Origin of the sequence: Mesorhizobium sp. YC-39, from assembly GCF_025753795.1 — a bacterium.
GTDB lineage: Bacteria > Pseudomonadota > Alphaproteobacteria > Rhizobiales > Rhizobiaceae > Mesorhizobium.
The window spans coordinates 1,668,086-1,685,056 of record NZ_JAOWPS010000001.1 but is presented as its reverse complement, the minus strand read 5'-3'; the positions used below and the strand labels follow the sequence as shown (position 1 = coordinate 1,685,056).

Here is a 16,971-nt window from a genome sequence, read left to right as displayed (position 1 = left end):
CCTGTTCACGCTTGCAACGCAACCCCATATGTGAAAATACTATTTACAAAAGAAGATTGACGGGAGGAGACGCCGTGCTTTTCGACGCTTTGCTGCATGTTCAAGCGGTCGTGCGGTTCCGCGCCCTGGGCTGGCGGAGCCGGACATGAACGACTTTGCACCAACTGTCGGCGTCGCCTCGACGCATCCTGCCAATATGCCTGAGGAGCACGCCGCGCTGCCGGTGTGGAACGCGGAAAACTGGTTCTATGAAGATTGGCCGGTCGGCCAGAAAATCCGGTCTTTGCGCCGCACGATGGCGGAGGGCGACAGCCACCTTTTCAATACGCTGGTGCTCGATATCCACCCTTATGTGCAGGACCAGATGTTTGCCGAGAGCGAAGGCATTTTCGGCAAGCGGCTGATCGCCGGCGCCTTTGTCTTCTCGGCGGGGCTGGGGCTGGTCGCCACCAATTGCATCAATGCCTTTTCCTATGGCTACGACAGACTGCGTTTCATAAAGCCTGTCTTCATTGGTGATACGATCTATTCGATCCGCTCCAACCTCGACAAGAAGCCTCGCTACAAGGAGATGGGGCTGATCCGCGCCAGCTATGAAGTGTTCAAGGGCGAAGGCGAGCTGGTTCTCTATTGCGAGCACCTGCAGACGGTGAAGTACCGCAACCCTGCCGATTTCGTCGGCAAGACGGAGAAATAACGATGCCGGCAGCAGCCGAATTGCCGCTTGCCGGTCTCGTCGTCGTCGATATGAGCCAGTTCCTGTCCGGACCCTATTGTTCGCTCCGGCTGCTCGACCTTGGCGCCCGCGTCATCAAGATCGAACGTCCGGATGGCGGCGACCTGTCGCGCCGGCTCTACCTCAGCGACACCGAGATCGGTGGCGATTCCACGATCTTCCATGCCATCAACCGAGCCAAGGAAAGCCTCGCCATCGACCTCAAGAACGAGGCCGATCTCAAGGCGCTGCGCGGGCTTCTGGCCAAGGCCGATGTGCTGATCCAGAATTTCCGGCCGGGCGTCATCGAGCGGCTCGGCTTGGACTACGAGTCCGTCCGCGAGATCAACCCGCGCCTGGTCTATGCCTCGATCAGCGGCTATGGCGAGGATGGCCCATGGGTCAAGCGACCCGGCCAGGATCTGCTGGCGCAAGCGCGCTCCGGTGTGATGTGGCTGAACGGCGACGAAGACCAGGGACCGGTGCCGTTCGGCCTCGCCATCGGCGACATGCTGGCGGGCGCGGCCTGCGCGCAAGGCATCCTGGCAGCACTGGTGCGGCGTGGCATCACCGGCCAGGGAAGCCATATCGAAACCAGCCTGCTGGAAGCACTGATCGACTTCCAGTTCGAGGTGCTGACCACGCATCTCAATGACGGCCGCCGCCTGCCCAGGCGCTCCAGTTTCCGCAGCGCGCATGCCTATCTGTCGGCGCCTTATGGCGTGTACCCCGCCAAGGACGGCTACCTCGCTGTCGCCATGACGCCGATCCCCAAGTTGGCCGATCTTCTGTCGCTTGGCGAACTGGCACCCTATCGCGACAGACCGGCATCGTGGTTCACCGCGCGCGACGACATCAAGGCGATCATTGCGCAGAGGATCGCCACCGGGACGATCGACGAATGGCTGGCCATTCTGGAACCGGCCGACATCTGGTGCGCCAAGGTGCTGACCTGGCCGGAGATGCTGGCAAGCGAGGGGTTCCAGTCGCTCGGCATGCTGCAGACCGTGACGCGCGAGGACGACGTCTCGATCCTCACCACCAGTTCGCCGCTCAGGGTCGATGGCATCAGAGCCAAGGTCGATCGGGCAGCACCCCGCATCGGCGAGCACAGCACCAGAATCCGCGAGGAATTCGGCCTGTGAATACGCACACGCTCAAAGGCATGACCTGGAGCCATCCGCGCGGATTCGATCCCATGGTCGCCTGCTCTTCCCTTTGGGAGCAGAAAACCGGTGTTGCCATCGCATGGGACAAGCGCTCGCTGCAGGATTTCGAATCCTTCCCGGTCGAGGAACTGGCGCGGGCCTATGATTTGATCGTCATCGACCACCCGCATGTCGGCCAGATCACGGCGGAGCGCTGCCTCGAGGCGCTGGATGTCGCGGGCCGCGAGGCGGAGCTTGCGGCCCTGGCCTCGGGCAGCGTCGGCCAATCCTATCCGAGCTATAACTGGCAGGGGCGGCAATGGGCCTTTCCGATCGATGCGGCGAGCCAGGTCCAGGCCTGGCGGCCGGACGCGCTTGATCGCCCGCCTGCGCGCTGGAGCGAGGTGCTCGATCTCGCCCGGCAAGGCCGCGTGCTGCTGCCGCTGCGCCCGCCCCATTGCCTGATGGCGTTCTTCACGCTTGCCGGCAATCTCGGTCATCCCTGCGCGACCGATCCATCAGTTGATCTCATCGATAGCGGGGCCGGCGGTAACGTCTTCGAGACGATGCGCGAGATCGCGGCGCTGGTCGACCCGGCCTGCATCGAGATGGATCCGATCGCCGTTTCGGAACGCATGGCGGAGGCCGATTCCAGGATCGTCTGCGCGCCGCTGATTTATGGCTATGTCTCCTATGCGATGACTGGTTTTCGCGCGAACCGGTTGGCCTTTGCCGACATTCCGCTGATCGGCTCCGGCGGCCCGATCGGTTCGGCGCTTGGCGGCACGGGCATAGCGGTCTCTGCCTTCTCCAGGGCGAAAGATGCCGCGATCGATTTCGCCTATTGGGTCGCCAGCGGCGAAGTCCAGCGCGGCACCTACGCCGCCTCTGGCGGCCAGCCGGGCCATGCGGCAGCGTGGGAGGACCAGACCGTCAATGCCGCGACCGGCAATTTCTACAGCGATACGCGCGCGACGCTGGAAGGCGCATGGGTGCGGCCGCGCCATGACGGCTACATGGCGTTCCAGCAGGCGGCATCCGACTGCATCATTTCCGGCATGACCTCCGGGCGCCAAGCCGCCCGGGTCGTTGCCGATCTCAATCGCCTGTTTCGGGACAGTGTCCCGGCGCAGGTGTCCGGCGCTGCCGGTGGAGGAGCCTGAGCGAAACCGAATGGAGGAGAACAAGATGACAGGAATGATCCGCGGCCTGCTGGCCGCAACCGCCCTTGCCTCGATTGCAACCACTGCCCTGGCACAGGACGTGCAAGGCGTCATCGGCGGGCTGCCGACCGAACTCAAGGCGCAATACGACGGCGCGCCGCAGAAGGTGCTGCCCTCGGCCTGGGATAATTTCACACCGCCGCCGAAGCCCTGGAAGTGGTGCCACTCGGAGTCCTATCAGGGCAACCCATGGCGCGTCACGGTGACCAAGGAGTTGAAGCGTCTGGTCGACGGGCTGATTGCCGACGGCACCGTCTCCAGCTTCGAAGTTTCCGATTCCAATAATGATGCCAGCCAACAGATCAATCAGATCCGCGCCTTCATCGACAAGAAGTGCTCGATCATCACGTCGATCCCGGGTTCGGCGACGGCGCTCGACGATGCCATCGACGCGGCCGCCAAGGCCGGCATCCCGTTCGTCACGGCGGCCGGTTCGGTGACCAGCTCGAACGCGATCAATGTCGATTCCAACTATGCGCGCTGGGGCTATGACATGATGACGGCGATCGGCAAGGCGCAGCCGGACGGCGCCAGCATCCTTCTGGTCGAAGGCATTGCCGGCCACCCGATCGTGGTGCAGGAGCGCCAGGGCGCGAACAAGGCGCTGGCCGAAAATCCGAAGCTGAAGATCGCGCGCAACGTCAATGGCAACTGGACGGCCAACGTCACCAAGACCGTGGTGTTGCAGGCGATCGCCACCAATCCGGCCCCGATCGATGCTGTGTGGACGACAGGCAGCGAAAGCCGCGTCGTTGCCGAGGCCTTCGCCGAGGCCGGACGGTCGGCGCCGCTGATCACCGGCTCGATCACCGGCGATGCGCTGGGCTACTGGAAGGCCAACCCCGACAAGTACCGCTTCGAGGGCCATGCCGTGCTGCCGCACTGGACCGCCGAGACGCTGTTCCGCGTCGGCGAACGCATGCTCGACGGCCAGAAGCCGAAGCTGAACACGCTGCTCATCCCGATCCCGCCGGTTCACAGCGCCGATCTCGGCGCATGGTACAAGGACTGCATGACGACGGATGCGGTGTCGATCTTCCCGGTGCCGCCAACGGACCCGATGCCGGAAGAGTGGCTCGACGCCTATTTCTCGAACCCGGCGCCGACCAAGGGCTGGGATTATTCGAAGGTGCCGGATGCCTGCGCAAAGTGACGCCTGTGCAAATGGCGCCTGCGCAAATGACGCCGGCGCCAAATAAGGTCTCGGCTGGTCGGTTCCTTCCGGGAGCCGGCCAGCCAGCATCGAAACAAGACATGCTTGAAATCCAGAACATATCCAAACGCTATGGCGAGACGGTCGCTCTTGCCGCCGCCTCGATCATGTTCAGGGCGGGGACCATCCACACCATTCTGGGTGAGAACGGTTCGGGCAAGAGCACGATGGTCAAGCTCCTGTCCGGCATCGTCCAGCCGGACAGTGGCGCGATCCTGCTGCAAGGCAAGCCGTTCTCCGGCGCCAGCCCCTCGGCGTTCCAGGCGCAAGGTTTCGCGACGGTCTTCCAGGAGGTGCTGGTCGCACCGGATCGCAGCGTGACGGACAACATCCTGCTTGGCCTCGACGGGCTGGTCCGGCGCACCGTTCCCCGCAACCAGCGCCGCGACAGGGCCGCGCTGGCGCTGAAGCGCTTCGCGGTCACCGACGTTCCCCTTGACGTACCCGCTGGCCTGTTGCCGCTTGCCGCGCAGCAATTGGTCGTTCTCGCTCGTGCGATCGTGCGCAACCCCAGGATCCTTATTCTCGATGAGGTCACCGCCGCGCTCGACTTCGCCGACCGCGAGTCAGTTTTTTCACTGATGCGCGCCCTTGCCGGGGAAGGTTGCCTCATCCTGTTCATCACGCATCGCATGGATGAGGTGATGTCGCTGTCGGATCGTATTTCGATCCTGCGTGGCGGTAGCGTGGTGCGCACCGAAGAGCGTGGTGCCTCGACACCGGCTGAACTTCTCAAGGCAATGGCGCCACGCACCGCGGCAGAGCTGGCGCATGGCTGATCGCGCTGTCCCCGACTTTCGTGGCCCTGACTTTCGCGGCCCCGATTTTCGTGGTCTCGCCATTCGCGACCTCGTCATCGCGCCTGGCGCCAGCCCGATCACACAGGCGATTGCTCCCGGCGAGATCGTCGGCCTTGCCGGCCTCGACGGACATGGTCAGGAGCTGTTCCTCAAGATGCTCGCTGGCCTTGCGCCACCGCTTGGCGGCTCGATCGTGCTCGACCTGCCTAGCGGAGGCGGCAATATCACAGGGTTCCGCAAGGCGGTCGCCAGCGGCATCGCCTATCTGCCGCGCGACAGGCGTGCGAACGGCATTTTCCCGACCCAGTCGGTGCTCGACAATTTCGCCGTCTCGACGCTCTCGCGCGATACGCGCTTCGGCCTGATCAGTCCGGCGACGCGCAAGGCGCGCTACGATATCTATCGCGAAAAACTGTCGATCGTCGCGCCCCGGCCCGATGCGCCGATCACCACCCTGTCGGGTGGCAACCAGCAGAAGGTGCTGCTGGCACGAGCGCTGGCCCTGGAACCCGCGATCCTGCTGCTCAATGACCCGACGCGTGGCGTCGATGTCGCAACACGGCATGTGCTCTACGACGTCTTTCGCGGCCTGGCGTCCGACGGCATGGGACTTGTCATCCTCTCCAGCGAGATCGAGGAGATCCTGCTCTTGTGCCATCGTGTGCTGGTGTTCAGGGAAAACGAGGTTGCGGCTGAGATCGCAGGCCAGGCGCTAACCACCGACACCGTGATATCAGCCATGTTCGGACGTGCGGCATGAGCCTGACCAAACGCTTCCCGGCTCTCTGGCGAAGTGTCGGCTTCGCGGCGGTGCTGCTGGTCGTCCTGCTTGCGGTCAATCTCACCCTCAGTCCGGCGCGGTTCCAGCCAGGGTCCTGGGGCGCATTGGTCGGACTGGCCGCGCCCTTGATCGGCGCGGCCATCGCCTCAACGCCCGTGATCCTCGCCGGCCGTGGCGGCATCGACATCTCGGTCGGACCGTTGATGGGTTTCGTCAACGCCATGGTGATCCAGGTGCTTTTCCTTGAAGCCGGCATCTCTTCACCGCTGATCCTCGTACCTGCCGCGCTGCTCGTAGGCGCGCTGGTCGGCGCGGCGAACGGCTTTCTGGCGACGATCGTGCGCATCCAGCCGATCGTTGCCACGCTCGGCACCTATCTGATCCTCACCGGCGTCACGCTGACGATCCTGCCGGCGCCGATCGGCCCCGCACCAGCCTGGCTCAAGGCCTTATCCGGCTCGTTGTCCATGCTGCCGCTGGCGGTGATGTTCATTGCCTGGTGGCTGGTGCGGCGCACCCCTTACTACGACCAGTTGATGGCGGTCGGCAGCGACGATCGCGCCGCTTACACCGCCGGTGTCGATGTCACGCGCGTGCGCTTCATCGCCTATGTCATGACTGGTCTTCTCAGCGGATGCGCCGGGCTGATGCTGACCGCGCTGATCGGTTCCGCCGATCCCAATATCGGCCCGACCTACACGCTGATCGCGATCGCCGCCGTCGCTCTCGGCGGCGTCAGCCTGGCCGGCGGCCGCGGTGGTGTGGCGGGCGCGGCGATCGGCGCCATCGACATCTTCCTCCTACAAAGCGTGCTGACGACATTCAATGTCTCGACCTTCGTCCTACAGATAGCCTATGGCGCGATACTGGTGCTGGCCGTGATGCTGACCGCGCTGCAGGAACGTCTAGCCATGAGGAGGCTGACATGAGCTTCGGCCGAAACCTGTTTGCGACGACCAACGCCCGCGTCGTCGGTGCTTTCTGCGTCGCTGCCCTTCTGCACGCAGTCGGCACCGCCCTCATTCCGGGCTACTCGACGCCGTTTGCCGTGCGCGCCATGTTGGTGCTCGCCTCGCTGCTTGCCGTCGCCTCGATCGGGCAGACACTGGTCGTGATCATGGGTGGCATCGACCTGTCCATTCCCTTCGTCATCGGCTTCGCCAATGTCGTGGCGGCGCAGCTCTATGGCGATGGCTGGAATTTTGTCCTGGTCTGTGGCCTCGTCGGCGTGCTCGCTCTTATCATAGGCGGACTGAACGGGCTGATCTCGCGCAGCCTCGACATCCAACCGCTCATCGTCACGCTCGGCATTGGCATGGTCGTACAAGGGCTGGTGCTTTTGTGGACAGCCGGCTTCCCGTCAGGCTCCGCGCCTCAAGCCGTTTCCAGTTTCGTGTCGATCGGCGGCTCGGTTGGGCCGTTGCCGGTGCCGTGGCTGGTGCCCAGCCTCGTCGTGCTGACGGCTTGCGTCGTTCTGGTGCTGGAGCGAACACCCTACGGACGCCGGCTCTATGCGCTGGGCAGCAATCCGGGTGCGGCACCGCTGGCGCTGATCGACCCGGTTCGCATGTGGGTCGTCACCTATGCGGCAAGCGCCTTCTTCGCCGCCGCGGCGGGGGTGCTGCTGCTCGGCTTCACGGGTTCGGCCTATGGCGATGTCGGCCAGCCCTATCTGTTCCAGACCATTGCGGCCGTCGTCGTCGGTGGCGCGGCGCTGGTTGGTGGCCGAGGCAGCTATCTCGGCACGATCGCCGGTGTTCTGGTACTGACCGAGATCAACACGCTGCTGATCGGCCTCGGCTTCCAGCCCTCGGCGGTTCAGGCCGCGCTTGGCCTCATCATCGTGCTGCTGGTCTCACTCTACGGCCGCGAACGGCACGTATCGGCAACGATCTGAGGTGACGCCGGACAGGACGCCTATGCCAGCCGCCAGAGCTTGCGGGCATTCACGGACAGCAGCCTGTCGCGCTCCGCAACGCTGCAGCCCGAAAGCAGCGCGTGGGTCGACGCCACCCAGGTCGATAAGCCGCCACCAAGCGTGCAGACGGGCCAATCGCTGCCCCAGACGACACGGTCCCAGCCGAATTCACCGATCGTGTGTTCGACAAAAGGCCGCAATGTCTCGACCGTCCAGCTGCCGGGATCGGCATAGGCAACGACGCCGGAAATCTTGGCCATGACATTCGGGCGTCGCGCGATGTCGCTCATGTGTTTGCGCCATGGATGCTCGGCGTTGCCCTTGATGTCGGGGACGCCGCAGTGGTCGAGGACGAATTGCACATCGGGCGCCATGTCGGCAAGGGCGATCGCTTGCGGAATCTGATGCGGCAGCACGACAAGATCGAAGGTCAGGCCGGTGCCGTGGAGCCGCTTGATGTTGTCACGAAACAACTTGCCTTCCGATAGGTCGTCGGGCACGACATGGAGGACACGTCGGAACCCTTTGACGAAAGGATTTGCACGCTGGCGTTCGAGATAGGCCGGAAAATCCGCCTCCTCAGGCCGGCAGGAGGCGATCGCCCCGACCAGCAGGCTGCCGGGCTGTCGCGAAAGCCCTTCGACACGACCGGTCTCGGCCTCGATGTCGGCCGGATCGACATCCACTTCCATATGCAGCACGCGATCGACGCCGACACGGTGAGCCTCCAAGGCGTATTCCTCGTAGGAAAAGTCGCGGTTGAGGGCCGGCACACCGGCCAGCCAGGGATAGCGCAGCACCGAACGGTCTATGAGATGCAGATGGGTATCGACGATCATGGTGGCGTATCCTCTATGCTCGCACACTATCTCGCTGAAAAATTCATTATTCAAATAAGAAATTACGACGATTGTGGCACGTCGGAGCCGGCCAATCGCGACAGCCGGGTCGCCGCACCCTGCAGCAACTGGATCGTCAGTGTGATGTCAGGCGCGGCCGCCGCATTGACGAGGGTGATATAGGGAATGGTGAGCGCCGCGATGGCGCGGCCATCCGGTCCCAGCACCGGGGCCGACAGATTATAGACGCCCGCAGTCTGCATTGAAGCCATCATCTCGTAACCACGGTCGCGGATCTGGTCGAGCCTGGCGAAGAACTCGGCCGGCTGCGCCGCCTTGTCGGTGCTGCGGACGTGCTCGGAGATCATCATCTGCCGTTCTTCCTGTGAACGGAAGGCCAGCAGAACATGTCCCGAACCCGTGTCGAACAGGCTGATGTGGGAGCCGACCCGGATCGAGATGCCCCAATAGTTCGGAGCCTCCTGCTGGGCGATGACGACGGCGGAACCGCGATCAAAAACAACAAGTTGGTTGGCCTGCTGCGAGGTTTCGGCAAGTTCGCGCATCACCGGCGTCGCGTAGGAAACCAGCCGCCGCACCGGGGCGTGCAATTGCGCCAGGCCGAACAGCTTCAGCGTCAGCGAATAACGGTCTCCGTCCAGCCTGGTGACGTAGCCGCGGCGCACCAGCCGGTCGAGCATGCGGTAGAATTCGTTGGGGCTGCGATCGAGCTTCTTGGCGATTTCGGCCTGGGTGAGACCACCGTCCACCCCGGCCAGCAGCTCCAGGATGTCGAGCCCCTTGTCGAGTGCCGGGGCGCGATAGCGCTCGTCTTCGCTGTCATCCATAGCCCATCCCTCCAGTGAATTTGATTCTTCATATACGCAGGAACGCGGACATCGGAAACAAATTTCGCCTTGACGTATGTATGAATGTTTTGTTTGTATATGAATGTAGCACTTCTTGTCACGCGGACAAGTTGCGGTCGCCACTGAGGCGCACCCAGGGAGGAAACCAATGAACAGACTGCTTTCCGGCGTTTCCGCCGGCGCATTGGTGCTTGCATTCGGCGCAGGCACTGCCATTGCCGGCGACCTGCCCGGCAAATTCGAAGGCGTGACCGTCGACGTGAAGCTGATCGGCGGCCAGCAATATGAAAAGCTCTACGAGCGGATACCCGAATGGGAGAAGGCCACCGGCGCCAAGGTCAACATCCTGACCAAGAAGAACGGCTTCGACATCGACAAGGAGCTCAAGTCCGACATCGCCTCGGGCAGCACCAACTGGTGCGTCGGCTGGAACCATTCGTCGTTCGCGCCGCAGTATACGAGCCTCTACACCGACCTCGGCAAACTGCTGCCCAAGGAAGAAATCGACGCCTTCGTGCCTTCGACGATCCAGGCGGCAACCATCGACGGCAAGCTGATGATGCTGCCGCGCGCGCAGTTCGACGTTTCGGCGCTGTACTACCAGAAGAGCCTGTACGAGAACGCCGACAACAAGACCAAGTTCAAGGCGAAATACGGTTATGACCTGGTGCCGCCAGACACCTGGAAGGAAGTCACCGACCAGGCCGAGTTCTTCGCCAACCCGCCTAATTTCTACGGCACGCAGTTCGCCGGCAAGGAAGAGGCCATCAACGGCCGCTTCTACGAGATGGTCGTCGCCGAAGGCGGCGAGTATCTCGACAAGGACGGCAAGCCCGTCTTCAACTCCGAAGCCGGCATCCGAGCGCTCGACTGGTTCGTCAATCTTTACAAGGCAAAGGCCGTGCCGGCGGGAACCACCAACTATCTGTGGGACGATCTCGGCCAGGGCTTTGCCTCCGGCACAGTCGCCATCAATCTCGACTGGCCGGGCTGGGCAGGCTTCTTCAACGATCCGAAGTCGTCGAAGGTCGCCGGCAATGTCGGCGTCAAGGTTGCGCCGAAGGGATCCTCGGGCAAGCGCACCGGCTGGTCCGGTTTCCACGGTTTCTCGGTGACCGAGAATTGCCCGAACAAGGAGGCCGCGGCCTCTCTGGTGTGGTGGCTGACCAACGAGGACAGCCAGAAGCTCGAAGCCGCCGCAGGCCCGTTGCCGACCCGCACCGCGGTCTGGGACTGGGACCTGAAGCAGGCCGAGAACGATCCCTACAAGAAGGAAGTCCTTGCCGCCTTCCAGGAAGAAGCCAAGCACGCCTTTGCCGTGCCGCAGACGCCCGAGTGGATCGAGATCTCGAATGCCGTCTATCCCGAGCTGCAGGCGGCGATCCTCGGCGACAAGACGTCCAAGCAGGCACTGGATGAAGCCGCCGCCAAGGCGACGCAGATCCTCGAAGACGCCGGCAAGCTCTAGAAACTGCTACCAAGGCCGCCTCCCCCCACGACAATTGGGGGAGGCGATCGCGCCTGGTCGGCGCTGGGCGATCAGCGGCGCGCCCATAGTTGAATACAAAACCCCAGGGATCCTGATGAAGGGCTTCAAGCCATCTGCACCGTTCCTGCTGCTGCTTCCAGCCATGATCGTGCTGGCGGCGGTGGTCGTGGTGCCATTGCTTTTGTCGCTCTATTCCAGCTTCACCCCGTTCCGCCTGACGCGGCCTGAGACCTTCTTCGTCTTTGTCGGCTTTCGGAACTATCTCTCGATCCTGTCCAACGCCGATTTCTGGTGGGCCTTCGGCCGCACCGTTCTCTTGCTGACCATCGCGCTCAATCTCGAGATGCTGCTTGGCCTTGGCCTGGCGATGCTAGTCGAGAAGGCGACGCGCGGCCAGCGCATCCTGCGCACGCTTATGATGTTTCCGATGATGTTCTCGCCGATCCTCGTCGGCTTCCAGTTCAAATTCATGTTCAACGACAATATCGGCCTGGTGAACAATGCCTTGCAGTCGCTCGGCATCACCCAGGACGCCATACCTTGGCTGATCGAAGGCCATCTCGCCTTCATCGCCATTTCGATTGCCGAGATCTGGTCGTCGACAGCGATCTTCGCGATCCTGATCCTCGCCGGTCTGCTGGCCATGCCCAAGGAACCGATCGAGGCGGCGCGGGTCGACGGCTGCACGCCGTGGCAGACATTCCGCTATGTGACGTGGCCGTTCGTGATGCCTTTCGCCTACATCGCCATGACCATCCGCTCGCTCGACGTCGCGCGCGCCTATGACATCGTGAAGATCATGACCGATGGCGGACCTGCGGGCCGCACCGAGCTCCTGTGGACGCTGGTGGCGCGCACCGCCTATAGCGACGGGCGCATGGGAATGGCCAACGCCATGGCCTATTTCTCGATCCTGCTGTCGATCGCCTTCACCGTCTATTTCTTCAACAAGCTCGCCGCGGCGCGCACGCAGATCGGTGCTGAGTGGTGAGGCCTGGGTGGTGAGAATGGACGAGAATTCTTCCGCCCGCCTGAAGCGCCGGCTGCTTGGGATCGTCTATCGCATCGGCCTGTTCCTGGCGATGCTGACGATCTGCCTGCCTGGTCTGTGGATCGTCATCTCGTCCTTGCGGCCAACCGTCGAGATCATGGCCAAGCCGCCGGTGTGGATTCCGCAGGAGATTTCGTTCGACGCCTATGTCGCCATGTTCAGCGGCATCGGCAAGGGCGGCATCCCGGTGATCGAGTATTTCCGCAACTCGCTGATCATCTCGGTAACCTCGACCGTCATTGCGGTGGCCATCGGCATGGCTGGCGGCTACGCCTTCGCGCGCTACCGCTTCCGCGGCAAATCGAGCGTCTTCCTGGGCCTGATGCTAACGCGCACGGTGCCTGGCATCGCATTGTCGCTGCCGCTGTTCTTCCTCTATGTGCGGCTTGGCATCATCGACACGCATTTCGGGCTGATCCTTGCCTATGTCGCGCTCAATGTGCCGTTCACGATCTGGCTGATCGACGGCTTCTTCCGTCAGGTGCCAAAAGATCTCGCGGAGGCCGCGCAGATCGACGGCTGCACGCGCTGGCAGGCCTTCTGGCAGGTCGAGTTTCCGCTTGCGGGGCCGGGCATCGCTTCGGCGGCGATCTTCGCCTTCCTGACCTGCTGGAACGAGTTCGCGCTTGCCTCGCAACTGACCCGCTCCGTCAGCGCCAAGACGCTGCCGGTCGGCCTTCTCGACTACACCGCCGAATTCACCATCGACTGGCGCGGCATGTGCGCGCTCGCCGTGGTGATGATCATCCCGGCGCTGACCCTCACCTATATCGTCCAGAAGCACCTTGTCGGCGGCCTGACCTCCGGCGCGGTGAAAGGCTGATCCAATGGCAACCGTTTCCCTCACCAAGCTGACCAAGCGCTACGGCAATATCGAGATCGTGCATGGCATCGATCTCGATATCACTGATCGCGAATTCATCGCGCTGGTCGGTCCCTCCGGCTGCGGCAAGTCGACGACGCTGCGCATGATCGCCGGGCTCGAGGAGATCAGCTATGGCTCGATCGAGATCGGCGGACGCATCGTCAACGACCTGCCGCCGCGCTCGCGCAACATCTCGATGGTGTTCCAGTCCTATGCGCTCTATCCGCATATGACGGTGCGCGAGAATCTCGGCTTCTCCCTGAAAATCGCCGGCGCCGCCAGGGAAGACATGGATCGCCGCGTCGCCGAGGCCTCGGCCATCCTCGGTCTCGACACGCTGCTGGAGCGCCGGCCCTCGCAATTGTCCGGCGGCCAGCGCCAACGCGTCGCCATGGGCCGCGCCATCGTGCGCGATCCAGATGTGTTCCTGTTCGACGAGCCGCTTTCCAATCTTGACGCCAAGCTGCGCACGCAGATGCGCACCGAGATCAAGAAACTGCATGCCAAGGTGCAGTCGACGGTGATCTACGTCACCCATGACCAGGTCGAGGCAATGACGCTGGCCGACCGCATCGTCATCATGCGCGACGGCTATATCGAGCAGGTCGGCACGCCCGACGAGGTGTTCCGGCGGCCGGCGACGCGCTTCGTCGCCGGCTTCATCGGCTCACCGCCGATGAACCTGCACGAGGCCACCATAGATGATGGCAAGATGGTTTTTGCCACCGGCGAAAAACTGCCGCTGCCCGGCCAGTTCAAGGCCAATGTCGCTACCGGCGACAAGGTTGTGTTCGGGCTGCGGCCGGACGACATCTATCCGACCGGGCATGGCATCAGTTCCGGCGGTGCGGCGGACGTCCACCAGATCGAACTGCCGATCACGGTCACCGAACCGCTCGGCAACGAGACACTGGTGTTCGTCGAATTCAACGGCACAGACTGGGTTTCGCGCATGCTGAACCCCAGACCGCTGAGGTCGGGCGAGCGGGTCGCCATGAGTCTCGACATGTCGCAGGCGCATCTGTTTGCCGCCGACACTGGAAAGACGTTGCGGAGCTGAAGGCATGGCCAGGATCGAGAAAGTCGAACTGCGGATGGTGGACCTTGTGCCCAAGGTCAAGCGCACCGACGCGATCCAGAGTTTCGTCAGCCAGGAAACGCCAATCGTGACAATCACCGATAGCGATGGCGCGGTCGGCACCGGCTACAGCTACACGATCGGCACCGGCGGCTCCTCGGTGATGCGGCTGCTCTCGGACCATCTGGTGCCGCGCCTGATCGACCGCGATGCCGACATGATCGAGGCGATCTGGCACGATCTCGAATTTGCCACGCATGCCACCACGATCGGTGCAATCACGGCCATAGCGATCGCGGCAATCGATACCGCACTTTGGGATCTGCGGGCGAAGAAACAGGGCCTGCCGCTGTGGAAACTGGCCGGCGGCGCCAAGGATCGCTGCCCGCTCTACACCACCGAAGGCGGCTGGCTGCACATCGAGACGCAAGCGCTGGTCGACGATGCGCTGGCAGCCAAGGCCAAGGGGTTTCGTGGCTCGAAGGTCAAGATCGGCAAGCCGCATGGCGCCGAGGATCTGGCGCGGCTGTCGGCCGTGCGCAAGGCGGTTGGCGACGGCTACGAGATCATGACCGACGCCAATCAAGGCTTTTCGGTCGACGAGGCGATCCGGCGCGCGGCCAGGCTGCGCGAACTCGACCTCGCCTGGATCGAGGAGCCGCTGCCGGCCGACGACATTGACGGGCATGTGCGGTTGTCGAACTCGACGCCGACGCCGATTGCCATCGGTGAGTCGCTCTACTCCATCCGTCATTTCCGCGAATATATGCAGAAAGGCGCCTGCTCGATCGTGCAGGTCGATGTCGGTCGCATCGGTGGCATCACGCCGTGGCTCAAGATCGCCCATGCGGCGGAGGCCTTCGACATCCCGATCTGCCCGCATTTTCTGATGGAACTGCATGTCAGCCTGACCTGCGCTGTTCAGAACGGCAGATATGTCGAGTACATTCCGCAACTCGACCAGTTGACCGGAAAGCATATGCGCATCGAGGATGGCCAGGCGCTGGCGCCCGACGAGCCAGGCATCGGCATCGACTGGGACTGGGACGCGGTGAAGGCCATGAGCGTCGCCGAATTCACCACGGCGATTACCAGATAGGGAGACGGGGCATGCAGCGGATGGGGATGGTGCTGGGGCTGAAGCCGGAAAAGGTCGAGGAGTATGTCCGCCTTCACGCCGCCGTCTGGCCGGATGTGCTGACCATGATTTCGGCCTGCAACATCAAGAACTACTCGATCTACCTGAAGCGGCCGGAGAACCTGCTGTTTTCCTATTTCGAATACCATGGCACCGACTATGCGGCCGACATGGCCAAAATGGCGGCCGACCCGAAAACCCAGGAATGGTGGGCCGTCTGCATGCCTTGCCAGGAGCCCTTGGCGACGCGCAAGGAAGGCGAATGGTGGGCTGACATGGACGAGGTCTTCCATCATGATTGACGGCGGTTTCGACCCTGCCTCACTCGTCCAGGCCTGGCCCAGACCCTCAGTGCCCCGTCCGATCGTCACCTTCGGCGCCGGGTCGATCGTCGGCGACGCGCATTTCCCGGCCTACCGGAAGGCCGGCTTTCCGGTCGCCGGACTCTACGATCCTGATCATGCCAGGGCGACGCGGCTGGCGGAGCAATGGGGCGTGACAGCCTTTCGCTCGTTGGACGAAGCCGCCGCTGTCGACGGCGCGATCTTCGATCTCGCCACGCCGCCATCCCGCCATGCCGGTGTGCTGAAGGCATTACCTGATGGCGCCGTGGTGTTGATCCAGAAGCCGATGGGCAGCAATCTCGCCGAAGCGACTGCGATCCTCGAGATCTGCCACGCCAAAAAGCTCCGCGCAGCCGTGAACTTCCAGCTCCGCTTCGCGCCGATGATGCTGGCACTGAAGGACGCGATCGCCAAAGGTTGGCTCGGCGAGATCGTCGACTTCGACGCCTGGCTGGCGCTGGCGACGCCGTGGGAGCTCTGGGAGTTCCTGCTCAAGGCGCCGCGTGTCGAGATCGCCATGCATTCGATCCACTATCTCGACCTGATCCGGCAATTGCTCGGCGACCCCAGAGGCGTCCACGCCAAGACGCTTGGCCATCCCAACCATGCGGTGGCGCAGACGCGCACCAGCGCCATTCTCGACTATGGCGACAGCGTGCGTTGCGCGCTCTCGATCAATCACGACCACAAGTTCGGCCGCCGGCACCAGGCCTGCGAGTTCCGCATCTGCGGCACCGAGGGTGCTGCCTATCTCAAGCTCGGCCTCAATCTCGACTATCCGCGCGGCGAGCCGGATGTGCTGGAGATCTATCCGAAAGGCGGGACGGACTGGGTCGCCGTGCCATTGGCCGGCGAGTGGTTTCCCGATGCCTTCGTCGGCCGCATGGCCAATGTCCAGCGGTTTGCGGCCGGCGAGGACGCGACGCTGATCAGCCCGGTCGAGGATGCCTGGAGCACAATGGCGCTGGTCGAGGCTGCCTATCAGTCGAGCGCGGCGCCGGCGACGCCGATCGCGGAAAGACCCTGATGGAACAGATCCAGTATTTCGAAGACTATGAGATCGGTTCGTCGCGCCTGACCAGCGGCCGTACCATCACCGAGACGGACTTCGTCGTCCATGCCGGCCACACCGGTGATTTCTTCCCGCACCACATGGACGCCGAGTTCATGAAGACGACGCCATTCGGCCAGCGCATCGCTCATGGTACGCTGGTGTTCTCGGTCGGCGTCGGGCTGACGGCAAGCGTCGTCAACCCGGTCGCCTTTTCCTATGGCTACGACCGACTGCGTTTCATCAAGCCGGTGTTCATCGGCGACACGATCCGCACGCGCACCACCATTGCCGCCAAGGAAGACGATCCCAAGCGGCCAGGTTCAGGACGGGTGATCGAGCGCTGCGAGGTGATCAACCAGCATGGCAATGTCGTCCTGGCGGCCGACCATATCTACATCGTCGAACGCCGCGACAGGCCGAAGCAGGCTTGAATGCGAACTTCTCTC

18 protein-coding genes are annotated in these 16,971 nt (G+C 63.1%); 16 read left to right on the top strand and 2 right to left on the bottom strand.

The features are described 5' to 3' along the window. Window positions 1-145 precede the first annotated feature (145 nt). The 8 genes from OHD62_RS07925 (at window position 146) to OHD62_RS07890 (ending at window position 7,777) form a co-directional block, all read left to right on the top strand. Window positions 146-697, top strand: a complete 552-nt coding sequence (locus OHD62_RS07925) for a MaoC family dehydratase (protein WP_263781915.1) — start codon at window positions 146-148, stop codon at window positions 695-697. Between the two features lie 2 nt (window positions 698-699). Further along, window positions 700-1,860, top strand: coding sequence for a CaiB/BaiF CoA transferase family protein (locus OHD62_RS07920; RefSeq protein WP_263781914.1), 1,161 nt, complete (start codon window positions 700-702; stop codon window positions 1,858-1,860). Further along, entirely contained in the window at window positions 1,857-3,026 is a 1,170-nt protein-coding gene (locus OHD62_RS07915) for an extracellular solute-binding protein (RefSeq protein ID WP_263781913.1), read from the top strand. Before OHD62_RS07920 ends, OHD62_RS07915 begins: the two co-directional genes overlap by 4 nt. A gap of 25 nt (window positions 3,027-3,051) precedes the next feature. After that, window positions 3,052-4,239, top strand: coding sequence for an ABC transporter substrate-binding protein (locus tag OHD62_RS07910; protein ID WP_263781912.1), 1,188 nt, complete (start codon window positions 3,052-3,054; stop codon window positions 4,237-4,239). A 101-nt stretch (window positions 4,240-4,340) separates the two neighbouring features. Beyond that, window positions 4,341-5,078, top strand: a complete 738-nt coding sequence (locus OHD62_RS07905) for an ATP-binding cassette domain-containing protein (RefSeq protein ID WP_263781911.1) — start codon at window positions 4,341-4,343, stop codon at window positions 5,076-5,078. Next, window positions 5,071-5,859, top strand: a complete 789-nt coding sequence (locus OHD62_RS07900; RefSeq protein ID WP_263781910.1) for an ATP-binding cassette domain-containing protein — start codon at window positions 5,071-5,073, stop codon at window positions 5,857-5,859. Before OHD62_RS07905 ends, OHD62_RS07900 begins: the two co-directional genes overlap by 8 nt. Further along, window positions 5,856-6,809: an ABC transporter permease gene (locus tag OHD62_RS07895; protein WP_263781909.1), complete on the top strand. Its 954-nt coding sequence runs from the start codon at window positions 5,856-5,858 to the stop codon at window positions 6,807-6,809. Before OHD62_RS07900 ends, OHD62_RS07895 begins: the two co-directional genes overlap by 4 nt. Continuing rightward, a complete protein-coding gene (locus OHD62_RS07890) occupies window positions 6,806-7,777 on the top strand; it encodes an ABC transporter permease (protein WP_263781908.1) in 972 nt (323 codons plus the stop codon). Before OHD62_RS07895 ends, OHD62_RS07890 begins: the two co-directional genes overlap by 4 nt. Before the next feature lie 20 nt (window positions 7,778-7,797). On the opposite strand, the gene OHD62_RS07885 is transcribed toward OHD62_RS07890, so the two are convergent. Together OHD62_RS07885 and OHD62_RS07880 are read right to left on the bottom strand one after the other, a co-directional pair. Beyond that, window positions 7,798-8,637 carry an amidohydrolase family protein gene (locus tag OHD62_RS07885; RefSeq protein ID WP_263781907.1) on the bottom strand — a complete coding sequence of 280 codons (840 nt, stop codon included), beginning with the start codon at window positions 8,635-8,637 and terminating at the stop codon, window positions 7,798-7,800. Between the two features lie 62 nt (window positions 8,638-8,699). After that, the gene (locus OHD62_RS07880; RefSeq protein WP_263781906.1) at window positions 8,700-9,485 is read right to left on the bottom strand and encodes an IclR family transcriptional regulator; all 786 of its coding nucleotides are present in this window, start codon (window positions 9,483-9,485) and stop codon (window positions 8,700-8,702) included. A gap of 169 nt (window positions 9,486-9,654) precedes the next feature. Between OHD62_RS07880 and OHD62_RS07875 the strand changes: the two genes are divergently transcribed. From OHD62_RS07875 to OHD62_RS07840, 8 genes are all read left to right on the top strand, one after another. Continuing rightward, on the top strand, window positions 9,655-10,974 hold the full coding sequence (locus tag OHD62_RS07875; RefSeq protein WP_263781905.1) for an ABC transporter substrate-binding protein: 1,320 nt from the start codon (window positions 9,655-9,657) through the stop codon (window positions 10,972-10,974). Between the two features lie 115 nt (window positions 10,975-11,089). Beyond that, a complete protein-coding gene (locus tag OHD62_RS07870) occupies window positions 11,090-11,986 on the top strand; it encodes a carbohydrate ABC transporter permease (RefSeq protein ID WP_263781904.1) in 897 nt (298 codons plus the stop codon). Between the two features lie 16 nt (window positions 11,987-12,002). Continuing rightward, window positions 12,003-12,869 (top strand): carbohydrate ABC transporter permease, encoded by an 867-nt coding sequence (locus OHD62_RS07865; protein WP_263781903.1) that lies wholly within the window; start codon window positions 12,003-12,005, stop codon window positions 12,867-12,869. Window positions 12,870-12,873: 4 nt separating this feature from the next. Next, on the top strand, window positions 12,874-13,971 hold the full coding sequence (locus OHD62_RS07860) for an ABC transporter ATP-binding protein (protein ID WP_263781902.1): 1,098 nt from the start codon (window positions 12,874-12,876) through the stop codon (window positions 13,969-13,971). 4 nt (window positions 13,972-13,975) lie between these two features. Continuing rightward, on the top strand, window positions 13,976-15,088 hold the full coding sequence (locus OHD62_RS07855) for a mandelate racemase/muconate lactonizing enzyme family protein (protein WP_263781901.1): 1,113 nt from the start codon (window positions 13,976-13,978) through the stop codon (window positions 15,086-15,088). Window positions 15,089-15,099: 11 nt separating this feature from the next. Continuing rightward, window positions 15,100-15,429 carry an L-rhamnose mutarotase gene (locus OHD62_RS07850; RefSeq protein WP_263781900.1) on the top strand — a complete coding sequence of 110 codons (330 nt, stop codon included), beginning with the start codon at window positions 15,100-15,102 and terminating at the stop codon, window positions 15,427-15,429. After that, on the top strand, window positions 15,425-16,498 hold the full coding sequence (locus OHD62_RS07845) for a Gfo/Idh/MocA family protein (protein WP_263782331.1): 1,074 nt from the start codon (window positions 15,425-15,427) through the stop codon (window positions 16,496-16,498). Before OHD62_RS07850 ends, OHD62_RS07845 begins: the two co-directional genes overlap by 5 nt. Beyond that, window positions 16,495-16,956: a MaoC/PaaZ C-terminal domain-containing protein gene (locus tag OHD62_RS07840; protein WP_263782330.1), complete on the top strand. Its 462-nt coding sequence runs from the start codon at window positions 16,495-16,497 to the stop codon at window positions 16,954-16,956. Before OHD62_RS07845 ends, OHD62_RS07840 begins: the two co-directional genes overlap by 4 nt. The last annotated feature ends 15 nt before the right edge of the window (window positions 16,957-16,971 follow it).

Coding starts and splice junctions, on each gene's coding strand:
- OHD62_RS07925 (WP_263781915.1), top strand. CDS start 146: ATGAACGACTTTGCACCAACTGTCGGCGTCGCCTCGACGCATCCTGCC.
- OHD62_RS07920 (WP_263781914.1), top strand. CDS start 700: ATGCCGGCAGCAGCCGAATTGCCGCTTGCCGGTCTCGTCGTCGTCGAT.
- OHD62_RS07910 (WP_263781912.1), top strand. CDS start 3,052: ATGACAGGAATGATCCGCGGCCTGCTGGCCGCAACCGCCCTTGCCTCG.
- OHD62_RS07905 (WP_263781911.1), top strand. CDS start 4,341: ATGCTTGAAATCCAGAACATATCCAAACGCTATGGCGAGACGGTCGCT.
- OHD62_RS07900 (WP_263781910.1), top strand. CDS start 5,071: ATGGCTGATCGCGCTGTCCCCGACTTTCGTGGCCCTGACTTTCGCGGC.
- OHD62_RS07895 (WP_263781909.1), top strand. CDS start 5,856: ATGAGCCTGACCAAACGCTTCCCGGCTCTCTGGCGAAGTGTCGGCTTC.
- OHD62_RS07890 (WP_263781908.1), top strand. CDS start 6,806: ATGAGCTTCGGCCGAAACCTGTTTGCGACGACCAACGCCCGCGTCGTC.
- OHD62_RS07885 (WP_263781907.1), bottom strand. CDS start 8,637: ATGATCGTCGATACCCATCTGCATCTCATAGACCGTTCGGTGCTGCGC.
- OHD62_RS07880 (WP_263781906.1), bottom strand. CDS start 9,485: ATGGATGACAGCGAAGACGAGCGCTATCGCGCCCCGGCACTCGACAAG.
- OHD62_RS07875 (WP_263781905.1), top strand. CDS start 9,655: ATGAACAGACTGCTTTCCGGCGTTTCCGCCGGCGCATTGGTGCTTGCA.
- OHD62_RS07870 (WP_263781904.1), top strand. CDS start 11,090: ATGAAGGGCTTCAAGCCATCTGCACCGTTCCTGCTGCTGCTTCCAGCC.
- OHD62_RS07865 (WP_263781903.1), top strand. CDS start 12,003: ATGGACGAGAATTCTTCCGCCCGCCTGAAGCGCCGGCTGCTTGGGATC.
- OHD62_RS07860 (WP_263781902.1), top strand. CDS start 12,874: ATGGCAACCGTTTCCCTCACCAAGCTGACCAAGCGCTACGGCAATATC.
- OHD62_RS07855 (WP_263781901.1), top strand. CDS start 13,976: ATGGCCAGGATCGAGAAAGTCGAACTGCGGATGGTGGACCTTGTGCCC.
- OHD62_RS07850 (WP_263781900.1), top strand. CDS start 15,100: ATGCAGCGGATGGGGATGGTGCTGGGGCTGAAGCCGGAAAAGGTCGAG.